Annotated in this window: 11 protein-coding genes; 8 read left to right on the top strand and 3 right to left on the bottom strand. The window is 44.4% G+C overall.

The genetic code is table 11. The features are described 5' to 3' along the window. Positions 1-176: 176 nt before the first annotated feature. A complete protein-coding gene (locus ACY8DT_RS02415) occupies positions 177-851 on the bottom strand; it encodes an SDR family oxidoreductase (protein ID WP_462421353.1) in 675 nt (224 codons plus the stop codon). Between the two features lie 169 nt (positions 852-1,020). On the opposite strand from ACY8DT_RS02415, the gene ACY8DT_RS02410 reads away from it, so the two are divergent. Beyond that, positions 1,021-1,914, top strand: coding sequence for an SDR family oxidoreductase (locus tag ACY8DT_RS02410; protein ID WP_462421352.1), 894 nt, complete (start codon positions 1,021-1,023; stop codon positions 1,912-1,914). Positions 1,915-2,098: 184 nt separating this feature from the next. Here the strand turns inward: ACY8DT_RS02410 and ACY8DT_RS02405 are convergent, their stop codons facing one another. Next, positions 2,099-3,358, bottom strand: coding sequence for an amidohydrolase family protein (locus ACY8DT_RS02405; protein ID WP_462421351.1), 1,260 nt, complete (start codon positions 3,356-3,358; stop codon positions 2,099-2,101). A gap of 136 nt (positions 3,359-3,494) precedes the next feature. On the opposite strand from ACY8DT_RS02405, the gene ACY8DT_RS02400 reads away from it, so the two are divergent. Continuing rightward, positions 3,495-3,878 carry a hypothetical protein gene (locus ACY8DT_RS02400; RefSeq protein ID WP_462421350.1) on the top strand — a complete coding sequence of 128 codons (384 nt, stop codon included), beginning with the start codon at positions 3,495-3,497 and terminating at the stop codon, positions 3,876-3,878. Between the two features lie 143 nt (positions 3,879-4,021). Next, positions 4,022-4,711 carry a TMEM164-related integral membrane acyltransferase gene (locus ACY8DT_RS02395; RefSeq protein WP_462421349.1) on the top strand — a complete coding sequence of 230 codons (690 nt, stop codon included), beginning with the start codon at positions 4,022-4,024 and terminating at the stop codon, positions 4,709-4,711. A gap of 139 nt (positions 4,712-4,850) precedes the next feature. Here ACY8DT_RS02395 and ACY8DT_RS02390 read toward each other — a convergent pair whose 3' ends face one another. Continuing rightward, the gene (locus ACY8DT_RS02390) at positions 4,851-5,711 is read right to left on the bottom strand and encodes a LysR family transcriptional regulator (RefSeq protein ID WP_462421348.1); all 861 of its coding nucleotides are present in this window, start codon (positions 5,709-5,711) and stop codon (positions 4,851-4,853) included. A 134-nt stretch (positions 5,712-5,845) separates the two neighbouring features. Here ACY8DT_RS02390 and ACY8DT_RS02385 point away from each other — a divergent pair, with 134 nt between their 5' ends. The 5 genes from ACY8DT_RS02385 (at position 5,846) to ACY8DT_RS02365 (ending at position 12,568) form a co-directional block, all read left to right on the top strand. Next, positions 5,846-7,255 carry an MFS transporter gene (locus tag ACY8DT_RS02385; protein WP_462422209.1) on the top strand — a complete coding sequence of 470 codons (1,410 nt, stop codon included), beginning with the start codon at positions 5,846-5,848 and terminating at the stop codon, positions 7,253-7,255. Positions 7,256-7,475: 220 nt separating this feature from the next. After that, entirely contained in the window at positions 7,476-9,170 is a 1,695-nt protein-coding gene (locus tag ACY8DT_RS02380) for a glutathione ABC transporter substrate-binding protein (protein WP_462421347.1), read from the top strand. Between the two features lie 100 nt (positions 9,171-9,270). Then, a complete protein-coding gene (locus ACY8DT_RS02375; protein ID WP_462421346.1) occupies positions 9,271-9,981 on the top strand; it encodes a GntR family transcriptional regulator in 711 nt (236 codons plus the stop codon). 134 nt (positions 9,982-10,115) lie between these two features. Continuing rightward, complete coding sequence (locus ACY8DT_RS02370; protein ID WP_462421345.1) at positions 10,116-10,478, top strand: TM2 domain-containing protein; 363 nt, start codon at positions 10,116-10,118, stop codon at positions 10,476-10,478. Between the two features lie 404 nt (positions 10,479-10,882). Beyond that, positions 10,883-12,568, top strand: a complete 1,686-nt coding sequence (locus ACY8DT_RS02365) for a glutathione ABC transporter substrate-binding protein (protein ID WP_462421344.1) — start codon at positions 10,883-10,885, stop codon at positions 12,566-12,568. Positions 12,569-12,618: the final 50 nt, after the last annotated feature.

Below are 12,618 nucleotides of genomic sequence, written 5' to 3'. Positions count from 1 at the left end.
ATGTCGGGGCTGAGGTGTTCTCCCGACATGGTGCGAAAACGATGTCGGGGCAGAGGCGTTCTCCCGACATGGCGTAAAAACGACGTCGGGGCAGAGGTGTTCTCCCGACATGGCGCCAATATGATAATTAAAAAACCAGCAAACGTATTTCAAGGCTTGCTGGTTTTTATTTTAAATTATAGTTTTTTTACCGCTTCGTCTACATCATCATCTCCGCCGTTCGCATCAAATGATTTGCCGATGGTGTTATCATGATCAAGCGAAGCAACGATAAGATTTGCTACATCTTCGCGTGGTATTTCAAGTTTCTTACCTTCCTGCTGTAATTTCTTTGCGACTTCGACTTTCCTTGTCCCTTCATCATTCAACAGCAGTGTCGGCCGGATGACCGTGTAGTCCAGGCCGGAATTTTCAAGCCATACATCCGCATAGTGCTTGGCAGCAAAATAATAGCCGCCAATGGAATTCTCTTCCATATCATAAGACCAATATTCGCGGTCATCTGCATTGACTGCACTGACCATGACATAGCGCTTTACACCTGCATTTTTAGCTGCTTCAATGGATTTGACTGCACCGTCAAAATCGACCATCATCGTTTTATCTGCGCCGGTGCTGCCGCCTGAACCTGCAGAGAATACGACAGCTTCGACGTTTTCCATCGCTTTTTCCATATCCTCTATAGAGCCTTCCAAATCAATGAAACGGGAGGTGATGCCTTTATTTTCATAAGCTTTTTTCTGTTCGTCTTTTCTGACGCCTGCAATGACGTCATGTGCAGCGTGATTCTTCAACTTATCTACAACGATCTGTCCAATCTGTCCATTTGCGCCAATGACTAAAACATTCATCATACCGCTCCTCATTGTATTATTATGATTCATTTAATATGTTAAAGGCATGAAACCGTAAGTTCAACTTATCAGCATAATGCCGGAGATATATGCAAAATGAGTTTGATTGAACAGGGAGACGGGTATTTATATACTGCTGAATAAATTAATCAGGAGATGATTATAAATGGGAAACTCAAATTTAAACAACCCCCGCGAGATGTACCATACGGGTGAATTTCCCGACCAGGAGCAGGATACGCCAGCACTTCAGAGCAAGATGAACCCGAAGCCGGATTGCGGGGAAGAATCCTATAAAGGGTATAACCGGCTGGAAGGCCGCAATGCGTTGATTACAGGCGGAGATTCAGGAATCGGCCGTGCAGCGGCGATCGCTTATGCACGTGAAGGTGCGAATGTTGCCATCCATTTCCTTCCAGGCGAAGAGAAAGACGCCGATGAAGTGAAAGAATTGATTGAAAAAGAAGGCAGAAAAGCACTGCTGCTTCCATACGATTTACGTGATGATAATGCAGCAACTGAAATCGTTGATAAGACAGTCGAAGCGTTCGGTGCGCTGGATTTACTTGTATTGAATGCAGCGCAGCAGATTGCGCAGACAGAACTGCAGGATATTTCCGTGAAGCAGGTCGAAGATACGTTCAAGGTGAACGTCATCAGCATGTTTGAAACAGTCAAAGCTGCCGAGAAACATCTGGAACCAGGCAGTGCAATCGTAACGACGGCTTCTGTCAATACGTTCGCTCCGAGCCCTGCGATGATTGACTATGCAGCGACAAATGGCGCAGTCGGTAATCTGACTGTGTCATTGTCCAAATACTTTGCCGACAAAGGCGTCCGCGTCAACGGCGTCGCTCCAGGTCCGATCTGGACGCCGCTTCAGCTGGATAACGGACAGCCGGAAGGTAAAATTCCCGAATTCGGCCAGAGCAGTCCGCTCGGCCGCGCCGGTCAGCCGGTAGAACTTGCACCGGTCTATGTACTCCTTGGTTCAGACGAAGGCAGTTATATTACCGGACAGATTTACGGAATTACAGGCGGCATCCCGACAGACCTTTAAATGGAATGAAAAAGCACCTCGATTCGAGGTGCTTTTTGTTTACATAAAGAGTTAACACCTGTTCGTTTGTGTGACGAGCGTCCGCTGGAGCGTTAACACCTGTTCGTTTACTTGACGAGCATCCGCTGGAGCTCTAACACCTGTTCGTTTGCATGACGAGCATCCGCTGGAGCTTTAAACCTGTCTATTCATTCAAAAATTCATGTTCGATTTCGTTCTTTCTGACTTCTTTCTTGAACAGATACTCGCCGTCACGTACTGACATCAGTACTTCTGCGCGTTCTCTCACCGCTTCGTACGGGTCTGCCGCGTCCAGCACGATGAAGTTCGCAGGCTTTCCTGCTTCCACACCGTAGCCGCCGTAGTCTTCGTCGATTCTCATCACACCGGCACCGTTGACCGTAATCAGATCGAGTGCTTTATTGATTTCATCAATATGAGTGTAGTGGGCGAGATGGATGCCGTTATCCAGAATATTCATCATATTGCCGTTGCCGAGCGGGTACCAGTAATCTGCGATGGAATCCTGGGCAAACGCGACGGTATTGCCGTTTTCAAGCAGTTCTTTCACACGTGTCAATCCGCGCCGTTTCGGATAGTTGTCCCCGCGTCCCTGTAGGTGGGCGTTCTCTGTCGGACATGAAATAAAATTGATCTTCGACTCTTTGAAGAGTCCCATCATTTTATTTGCATAGGAATTTTCGACTGCACCGAAGCTGCACGTATGTGAAGCGGTCGTCTTATAACCGTAGTCTTTTTCCATGACAAGCGCATTCAGCACTTCCAAAAACCGGCTGTTCGGGTCGTCGTTTTCATCGCAGTGGATGTCGATCATCACGTCGAATTCGAGCGCCAGGTCGACAATGCGACGGAGCGACTCAACACCGTGTTCATACGAAATCTCGAAATGGGGGATGCCGCCGACAACGTCAGCGCCCATTTCAAGCGCCTGACGCATTAAATCTTCGCCGCCTTCGTAACGGAAGAAACCTTCCTGCGGGAACGCAACGAGCTGCAGCGTCACAATATCTTTCAGCTCTTCGCGCAGTTTGATCAGCGCCTTCATCCCGGTGAGGTTCGGGTCTGTCACATCCACATGCGTACGGATATACTGCACACCGTGACTGACTTCTTTGCGGATGCCTTCCAGCGCACTTTCGCGGACTTTTTCTTCAGTCAGCTCTTTTTTATTGTCGCTCCAGCGCTCTATGCCTTCGAATAAAGTTCCGGAAATGTTCGCATTGCCCGGTCCGAGGCCGGAGAAAATATAATCCAGGTGCAGATGCGGATCGACATATGGCGGCAGTACGAGTCTGCCTTCTAAGTCAATCACTTCATCGGCCTCTCCGAGGTTTGCGCCGATTGCTTTGAACCGGCTGTTTTCGATTAGAATCTCTGTAGATTCCGGGTCGCCGTATATATTTGCGTTAACAAATTTCTTCATAATAATTTACTCCTTATAATAGCAAATGATTTACAAACCTATTATATCAGAGGGTGGATTTTCAGGGGTGAATAAAATCATAGTATGATTTAAAAGCATATTTAGCTATAATAAGAAAAAATAAGGGGATGAGATGATGAAATATTTCTTGCTGTTCATACTGTTATCGATTGAACTGACCGGCTGTACAGCCGTAGGTGAGTCAAGTGTGGAAGAGATGGACGTAAGCGAACTCGACAGCGAACTTCAGGAATATATTGAAACGGAAGAAGTCAATAACATCATGCATGTCGAGGCGGAAGACGGCAACAAAGATTACGTTGTATTTTATGCTCCAGGAGCGACCGAGCTGACAGCGGAAGAAGCGGACGAAAGATTTCTGGATATAAAGATGGAGAAGCCTGAAGAAAGTGAAGATGAAATCCTGCATGTATACGAACTGAATATAGGGAACAATGTGGAGACTCTGAGGTATTATATCGACGGCACGGAAACACATGTCGAAGTATTGATCCAATAAAATTGTCACCGGCTGAACAGCTGGTGACTTTTGCGTTAATTGAACGTGAGCATCAGCACAGAAAAACTACATGGATAAATGGTCAATATGTAATATAATAGGCATAATTACATTTAAACATTAACCCGGAGGCTATGATGTCAATGACCAACTACGCCGACTACATTACTTTATTCAATCCCGACCACATCATATACATACTCGGCATGATCCTCGTCGGTATCGCACTTTTTATAAAAAGAGATGCTCTAAAAGAGGACAGAAGTAAAATTACTGCAGCGATATTAATCGTCAGTGTCTTCCAGCAGATTCTGCTCTACAGCTCTTACTACTTCATCCTGGACTTCGACCTCGGCGAATCACTGCCGCTCCAGATCAGCCGGGTCAATACGATACTCGGCATCATCTTCCTGATCACCAAAAATGAAAAAGTGTTCAGGGTGTTGGCACTCTTCGGACTATTTGCATGGTTGAGCTTCCTGTATCCGAGCAGAGTCTACGGCATCACCCACCCAATCGGGTGGAGCTTCTTCATCAACCATGTGGTGACTTTGCTGCTGCCGTTCTACGGCATCATCGCCTATAATATGAAAATAAAAACCATGGACAGTTTGAAAGTCTTCCCGTGGTTTGTGCTGTATGTCGCTGTCGCGTATTTCGTCAATATGCTGACGGACGGCAATTACTTTTATTTGAAACATAAACCGATTTTTGCTGGTTTGCATGATCTATTCTATATACCGCTTTCGCTGATATTCACTTTAATGCTGTTTATGGCGGGGGAGTGGATGTACAAAAAAGTGCAGCAAACGCTGCACGAGCCGGAATCGTAAGCTATGTTTGAAACGACGTAAAGCTTACGAAAAGTGATGCTGGAATCGTAAGCTATGTTTGAAAAGGCTCCAAGATTACGAAAAATCGTATCAAAATCCGGACAGATTTACCTCCGGCGAAATTCTGTCCGATTTTCCACTATACCAATAAATAATTTCTCGTCATTTCTATACAATCTTCGATGACCGGGGAAAAGTGACGGTCTTTCATAAAGGACAAGTACAGATCAGGGCTTTTAAGATCGTGCTGGAGGTCGATGCTCTTTACGTCGTCATCGGTATAGTTCTTCGCATAAAATTCAGGTATGATTGCAAATCCCAATCCTTTTTTGACGAGCCGGACTGCGGTCCCGATGGTGTCGACCCGGATGATGTTTCTGAACTGCAGATTATTTTCCTGCAGAAATTTGTTAAGCACAGTGGAGTTTTCAATGAATATCAACGTATGAGCGGTCAATTCCTGCAGCTTCGCATTCTGCATTGGAAAGTCTCTATGGACGAGGGCCGAGTAGACATTCTGCCCCAGGAAGATGGATTCCATGTCATCTTCCTTATAGTTCAAAGTCGTGAGTCCAAAGTGCAGCTGATGGGTTCTGACCTGATTGATGATGTGGGTGGTCGTGCCTTCGGTCAGTTGGATATCCAGGTCATTGTACGCCTTAAGAAACAGTTCGAACAGTTCCGGCGTCACCATTCTGAATGTTTCGGTGATGCCTACTTTCAATTTCCCGCTGCCTTTCTTCCTTATATATCTCACTTCATCTTCCATATTTCCGTATATGGATAAGAGCAATTTCACATGATGATAAAATTCGTTACCGGAGTCTGTCAGTTTAAACATTCCGTCATTCCGTTCCAGCAACCGGAATCCGAGTTCATCTTCAAGTTTGCTTAAAGACATGCTCAAAGAGGGCTGGGAAATATACAGCGCGTTGGCTGCCCAGCTTATTTTTCCGTGTCTTACGATCGCATCAAAGTAGCGTAATTGTTTGATGTCCATGATTTTCGCCTCACTTGTATAAATAATATTTATACTTATATAGATTTTATATACTATTCAAATAGAATTATAACATGTATCATAAATGTATGTTAAGAATATCACAAAAACTATAGTTATAAATAAGGATGAAAATTATGAAAACGTCTAACAAAAAAACAAATATGTATATTGTCGGTATTGTACTCGCCGTTTTGACGTTCTGGCTTTTCGCCAACTCCATGATCAACATAATTCCTGCCATGATTGAAGATATGAATATCTCACTCGGCATTTTAAATATTGCAACAAGCTTGACCGCGCTGTTCTCCGGACTGTTCATCGTCGTAGCAGGCGGCCTTTCCGACCGTTCCGGCCGGAAGAAGATGACTTACATCGGCCTGATACTCAGTGTAGCCGGAAGCATTTTCGTCTTACTCGCACAGGGTCCGATATTTCTGATCACCGGCCGTGCGCTTCAGGGAATATCCGCAGCATTCATCATGCCTGCAACGATTTCACTGATAAAAACCGCGTTTGATGAAAAAGACCGCCAGAGAGCACTCAGCTACTGGTCCTTCGGTTCATGGGGCGGTGCCGGTGTCGCAACTCTCGCAGGCGGGCTGATAGCAACTTACATGGGCTGGAGATGGATTTTTGTCATCTCCATCATCGTCGCTCTGATCGCAATGTGGATTTTACGCGACATTGAAGAAAGTAAGGCGAATGATTATAAGAAAGCACCATTCGACTATGTCGGATTCGTTTTATTCGTAATACTGCTGCTCGGCGTCAACATTGTTGTCACCCAGGGTCAGGAGCTTGGCTGGACGAGTCCGCTGATGATCGTATTGATGAGTGGAACGTTGCTTGTTCTCGCCGGTTTCCTTGAATATGAGAAGAGAAGGAAACATCAGTTCATCGACTTTAATCTTTTCAAAATAAAGCCCTACACGGGCGCAGTGGTTTCAAACTTCCTGCAGAACGGAATCGTCGCAACAATCGTCGTCGCAAACATCTACGTGCAGGTCGCAAGAGGGTTCAGCTCATTTGAAGCGGGACTTTTGACCATCGGTCATATCATCACACTGCTAGTGATGATCAGGGTCGGGGAGCGCATGCTTCAGACGCTGGGGGCGAGAAAACCGATGCTTTGGTCGATACTGATCGCGGCACTCGGCATGAGCATGGCAGCCATGACATTTCTGCCGGATGCAGCATATGTCGTTGTCGTCTTCATCGGATTCCTGATCGCGGGTATCGGAGTGGGCATGTACGCAACGCCTTCAATGGATACGTCTCTTGTCCATATCAACAACGACCAGGTAGGTATCGCTTCCGGTATTTACAAGATGGCGAGCTCCCTCGGAAACTCATTCGGTATCGCGATTTCAACCGCAATATACGGGACAGTACAGCTGATGACGGACAACATACACATCGCCGGCGCGATGGGGATACTGACAGCATTCGTTTTCGGAATCCTCTCATTCTGGGTGGTCTCAAAGACGATTTCTCCGGAAGAAGGATTGTCGGATGCATTCGAAGTTGCGGGTAAAGCATAATATGAAATCTTATTGGAACTGCGGGAATAAAATCCTGCAGTTCTTTTTTTATTGGAGTGACATATGAATTTAAACAATATTTAAATTATCGCAAATAATTAGAAAATTATATTGGTAATAACCATTTGTTGTGGTAAAGTGTTAGTTATAATATGTAAAGGCTTTCTATTATAAATATGGAAAGTTCTGTATATATAAAAATTATATAGGGGGAAAACAGATGAGAAAATATTTAATGCTCTCATTAATGGGTGTACTGATTTTAGTGCTCGCGGCATGTGCTGATGATTCGGATGTCGATGAGCAGGCTGCAGAAGATAGTGGGGACGATGACGCTGCAACTGAAGAATCAGCATCCGGCGACATTGTTGTTGCGATGCAGGATGATGCTGTATCACTGGATCCGCATGGCAGTAACGACTCTGCATCATCACAGGTCCGTCAGAATATTTATGAAAGCCTGGTATCACAGGATACGGATATGGAACTTGTTCCCGGACTTGCTGAAGAGTGGGAATCTGTTGAAGAGGATGTTTGGAACTTCAAATTAAGAGAAGGCACAACATTCCACAGCGGTGAAGAGTTTACAGCGGAAGATGTCAAAGCGACACTTGAAAGAGTAGGCGACGAAGCGGTTGCCTCTGAAGTGGCATTTCTATTCGAAATGATTACTGAAGTTGAAGTCGTAGGGGATTACGAAGTCAACATTCATACAGAATATCCATTTGCTCCGCTGCCAAGCCACCTGGCGCATAACACAGGCGGTATCATGAGCAAATCTCTAATTGATGAAGACTACCAGAATGCTCTGGATGAAGCGGGGGTCGACATGACTGCAGATGAGTACTATGAACTCAGAGCAGAAGGCGGCGATGAGTACGAAGAAGTGATGGATCAGATTTCAGGAGACGTCGGTAATATAATCAGTGAAAATCCGGATGGAACAGACCACGGTATGCTTGAAGAGCGTAACCCGGGTCAGGATACAGTCCTTACGAAGTTTGAAGACTTCCAGGGCGGGGAAAGAAACTTTGATTCAATCACTTTCCGTGTAATACCTGAAGTGAGTGCAAGACTTGCTGAACTTGAAACAGGGGGCATCCAGGTTGCACATAACATTGATGCATCCAACGCCGACCGTGTTTCTGAAGGTGAAACGACTGAACTGATCGAGCAGGAATCACTGCGTACAGACTACTTAGGATTTAATACTCAAAAAGAGCCTTTTGATGATGTGAAAGTAAGACAGGCAATTGCTCACGCAATTGACAGAGAAGCAATTGTTGACGGTGTGTATGAAGGAATGGGTATTCAAGCAACACACCCGATTCCGCCGGATGTGTGGGGTTATGATGACAGCCTGGAAGGTCAGCCATTTGATATGGACAGAGCCCAGGAATTACTTGCTGAAAGTGATCATCCCGACGGATTCTCAGCCGAATTATGGGTGAGAGACGACCAGATGATCGTTGATACGGCACTTTATATCCAGGAAAGTTTAGGAGAACTTGGAATTGATTTATCAGTTGAACGTATGGAGTGGGGCGCATTTTTAGATAGAACAGGCCAGGGGGATCAGGAAATGTACCTGCTTGGCTGGACGACAGTAACCGCAGATGCTGACTATGGTCTCTACGCACTGCACCACTCAGACAACTTCGGTGCAGTCGGCAACCGTTCATTCTATGGAAACGATGAATTGGACGAAGCGCTGGATAACGGCAGAACTGAATCTGATGAAGATGCACGTGCGGACGCTTATTCAACAGCACAGCAGATCATCACTGAAGAAGCGCCAATCGCACCGATCGTACATTCAAACTTCTCAATCGGTGTAGATACTGCACAAGTTGACGGCGTTGAACTCGATGCACTTGGTGACGTGCGTTTGGAAAATGTAACATTTAACGAGTAAGACAGTAAAATTTTCATTATAATAGCAACCCGCAGCTTAGGATTTGATAAAAGTCTGGCTGCGGGTTTTATTATAAATAAAAAGTACAGGTGGGGTCGGTGTGAAGAGCGATGCGCATTTATATGCAAAAATCACGAATGAAATCAGGCATCAAATTGACAGCGGCAAATATCTGAGCGGTGACAAACTGCCGCCGGAACGAAAGCTGTGCGAAGAATTCGGTGTCAGCCGCATAACAATCAGACAGGCACTCGATAAGCTGGAGGATTTGAATATCATTGACAGGAAACAGGGGAAGGGGACGTATATACTGCCATTTGAATATGGAAAGCTGCCGGAGATCTTTTCCCAGTTCACTTTAGATATTGAGAGGGCAGGAGAACGCCCGGAGACAAAAATGCTCGACATGAAGCGTATTAAATCAGATTTATATTTAAATAAAAAGATGGGAATCGTTGTAGAAACACCGGTTTATAAACTTTCCAGGCTGAGGATGGCGGACGGACGCCCCTTATTATTAGAATACAGTTTTATACCTTACAGCGTCGCACCTGATATGGACAGATTCGATTTCGGGGACTTGTCACTATATCAAGTGTTGGAGCAGGAATACTCAGTCAAAATCGATCAGGCATTTGAAACACTGAACCCAACTTCTTTGAATGAAAAAGATGCCTCGCTGCTTGAAAGAACCGAGGGTGCCATTGGGATGAAACTGGAGCGTTTCGCTTATGCCAATGAGCAGGTAATCGAGTTTACCAGCAGTCTGATGGTCGAGGATAAATATAAATATACGGTGGATCTGATATGATTATTACAATTTAGTGCTGAAAATTGTAAATTGACAGGAAACAGCGTTGACAATGTCAGTCTATATTGTGATAATTGACTTTGACTATTAAAATGTAAGAATTTTAAAATTAATATTTTAGGAGGTGTGTTTTATTGACGAATATACATTTGAAACAAGACATGACCAGTAAAGATCTGGCAATTTTAAACAGTGAAATGGATACATCTAAGAAAAATAAAGGTGTTGCCTTTGTTTTATGGTTCTTTACAGGAATCTTTGGCGGTCATAGGTTCTATTCTGGTGATATGGGTATAGCTATAGGTATGCTGTCGTTTACAATTCTTAATTTCCTATTCTTAGGCTGGCTCACTTTGGGTGTTACATTTTTCATAATGGGCCTCTGGGTACTAATTGACGCTTTTTTCTTAAGCGGAAGAATCGATCAGGCAAACTTGCAAATAGAAAGAAAAATCATTACAAATTTAGGGTTAGGTTCACCAAGAACTAATAATTAGTCATTAGAATTATTGTTGAGTTCGATACATATTAATATTTCAAAACAGCAAGGTACATACTAATAATTATATATGATCAAGATGACAGACGCTTTCAAAAGCCACAGATTAACAGATCTGCTTTTGAAAGCGTCTTTTATTATTAATGAAGGAAGTGATCAGCAGTCTACAAAGAATGTCTTTCACGCATAATCTATTGTGACTGGGAGTCCTTTTATATTGCACTGGAAGCACATCATCTTTTGAGGCTTTTATTATTGAGAAAATATGAGAGTTACACTTAAATGTTCATAAGTATTTTTAATTTGTGAAATTGTTAGAAAACTCTATATGTTAAGGACATATATTGTGTTAAAGTTAGTGTTCGGATTATAAAATGATTTTACAATGCAGGAGGAAATTGAATGAAGAAATACATATTGCCTTTATTTGCTGTGCTGTTCGTTTTATCATTGGCGGCATGTGCCGATGATTCGAATGTGGATGAACAGACTGCGGACGGAAATAATGATGGTGCATCTGAAGAATCGGATGCAGGAAATCTGGTCATTGCCATGCAGGATGATGTAGTTTCCCTTGATCCGCACGGCAGTAATGATACGGCGTCAGCACAGGTCCGCATGAATATATATGAAACTCTTGTAAATCAGAGTACGGATATGGAACTCGAACCTGGTCTTGCTGAAGAATGGGAATCAGTGGACGAGGGTGTCTGGAATTTCAAGTTAAGAGAAGGCACGACGTTCCACAGTGGTGAAGCCTTTACGGCGGAAGATGTGAAAGCGACGCTTGAAAGAGTTGGAGATGAAGCAGTGGCTTCCGAAGCTGCATTCCTTTTTGAAATGATTGAAGAAGTTGAAGTGGTTGGTGATTATGAAATCAACATACATACAGAATATCCATTCGCACCTTTGCCAAGTCATCTGGCACATAACACCGGGGGGATTATAAGCAAGTCACTGATCGATAAAGATTATCAGTTTGCTCTGGATGAAGCGGGTCTTGATATGACTGCCGATGATTACTATGAGCTTAGAGATTCAGGCGGTAAGGACTACGAAAGTGTCAAAGATGATATTTCAGAACATCTTGGTTCTGTCATAGGTTCTGAAGCCGACGGAACGAATCATCTGGTGCTTGAAAATCGGACTCCAGGGCAGGAAACTGTACTCACGAAATTTGAAAATTTCCAGGGCGGAGAAAGGAATTTCGAAGAAGTTACATTCCGGGTCATCCCTGAATCCGGTGCGAGACTGGCAGAACTTGAAACCGGCGGCGTCCAGGTCGTCCGTGATGTAGACTCTGCGAACTCGGGCCGTGTTGCAGAAGGAGAGAACACCGAATTGATTGAACAGGAGTCACTCCGTACGGATTATTTGGGTTTCAATGTTGAAAAAGAACCGTTCGATGATGTCAAAGTCAGACAGGCGGTCTCAATGGCCATCGACAGAGATGCCATTCTCGAAGGTGTGTATGACGGGATGGGCCAGGCGGCCTCACATCCGATTGCGCCGGACGTCTGGGGTTATGATGACACACTGGCCGGCCAGGAATATAACCTGGAAAAGGCAAAAGAGCTGATGGCAGAAAGCGAGCATCCTGATGGTTTCAGCACTGAGTTATGGGTCAGAGATGATCAGATGAATGTGGATACTGCACTTTATATCCAGGAAAGTCTCGCTGAACTCGATATAGATGTTGAAGTTGAACAGCTTGAGTGGGGAACATTCCTTGAGAGCACAGCCCAGGGCAACCACGAAATGTTCCTGATGGGCTGGACGACTGTCACGGCTGATGCCGATAATGGATTATACGCCCTGTACCATTCTGATAATTTCGGTGCAACAGGCAACCGTTCATTTTATGCTAATGAGGAATTAGATGCGGCTTTGGTGGACGGAAGGACCGAAGCAGATGAAACAGCACGTGCAGATGCGTATTCAAAAGCACAGGAAATCATCATTGAAGAAGCACCGACTGCATCGATCGTACATTCAAACTTCTCAATCGGTGTAGATTCATCACAGGTCGAAGGCGTCGAAATGGACCCGATTGGCATAGTACGTTTAGAAAATGTAACATTTAAATAAGAGACAAATGATAAACTCCTGATGGAAAATAAAGGTCATCAGGAGTTTTT

It is taken from the genome of Salinicoccus sp. Marseille-QA3875 (assembly GCF_054950095.1).
Note: the sequence above shows the minus strand (reverse complement) of the source record. Positions and strands in the feature narration are given on the sequence as shown.

Bases quoted from the DNA above. Each gene is read 5' to 3' on its own strand.
- ACY8DT_RS02400 (WP_462421350.1), top strand. From the start codon at position 3,495: ATGAAATATTTCTTGCTGTTCATACTGTTATCGATTGAACTGACCGGC.
- ACY8DT_RS02380 (WP_462421347.1), top strand. From the start codon at position 7,476: ATGAGAAAATATTTAATGCTCTCATTAATGGGTGTACTGATTTTAGTG.
- ACY8DT_RS02415 (WP_462421353.1), bottom strand. From the start codon at position 851: ATGAATGTTTTAGTCATTGGCGCAAATGGACAGATTGGACAGATCGTT.
- ACY8DT_RS02395 (WP_462421349.1), top strand. From the start codon at position 4,022: ATGACCAACTACGCCGACTACATTACTTTATTCAATCCCGACCACATC.
- ACY8DT_RS02365 (WP_462421344.1), top strand. From the start codon at position 10,883: ATGAAGAAATACATATTGCCTTTATTTGCTGTGCTGTTCGTTTTATCA.
- ACY8DT_RS02405 (WP_462421351.1), bottom strand. From the start codon at position 3,358: ATGAAGAAATTTGTTAACGCAAATATATACGGCGACCCGGAATCTACA.
- ACY8DT_RS02410 (WP_462421352.1), top strand. From the start codon at position 1,021: ATGGGAAACTCAAATTTAAACAACCCCCGCGAGATGTACCATACGGGT.
- ACY8DT_RS02390 (WP_462421348.1), bottom strand. From the start codon at position 5,711: ATGGACATCAAACAATTACGCTACTTTGATGCGATCGTAAGACACGGA.